This is a genomic window from Blautia sp. HCP3S3_G3 (assembly GCF_052063365.1).
Lineage (GTDB): Bacteria > Bacillota > Clostridia > Lachnospirales > Lachnospiraceae > Blautia_A.
Genome location: NZ_JBQHXR010000076.1, coordinates 1 through 584, shown reverse-complemented (window position 1 = coordinate 584; position 584 = coordinate 1). Strand labels below are relative to the sequence as shown.

Sequence of the window (584 nt, the reverse complement as noted above, 5' to 3'; positions counted from 1 at the left end):
GACAAATATCTGGAGCAGTACGGAAAGTACAAAGCAAAAATCGACTACAATCTTCTGAAAGAAACCGATAAGGAAAACGGAAAACTGATCCTCGTTACCGCGATCAACCCGACTCCTGCTGGTGAAGGAAAAACCACCACAACGGTAGGTCTTGCAGATGGTATGCAGAAACTGGGCAAAAAAGTTATGGTAGCTCTTCGTGAGCCGTCCCTTGGACCAGTATTCGGCGTAAAGGGCGGAGCTGCAGGCGGCGGATACGCACAGGTAGTTCCGATGGAAGATATCAACCTGCATTTTACCGGTGACTTCCATGCAATCGGCGCAGCCAACAACCTTCTGGCAGCCATGATCGACAACCATATCTTCCAGGGCAATGCACTGAACATCGACCCGAGAAAGATCACATGGAGAAGATGTGTGGACATGAACGACCGTCAGCTCCGTAATGTAGTAGACGGCCTTGGCGGAAGAACCAACGGTATGCCTCGTGAAGACGGTTATGACATCACTGTTGCATCCGAGATCATGGCAGTTCTCTGTCTTGCAAGTGACATCAACGACCTGAAAGAAAGACTTGGCCGCAT

1 protein-coding gene is annotated in these 584 nt (G+C 49.7%); it reads left to right on the top strand.

Features of this window, described 5'->3' with window-relative positions:
- Positions 1–584, top strand: a 584-nt coding sequence (locus tag ACTNEW_RS16340) for a formate--tetrahydrofolate ligase (protein WP_441062866.1), incomplete at both ends; no start/stop codon positions are given.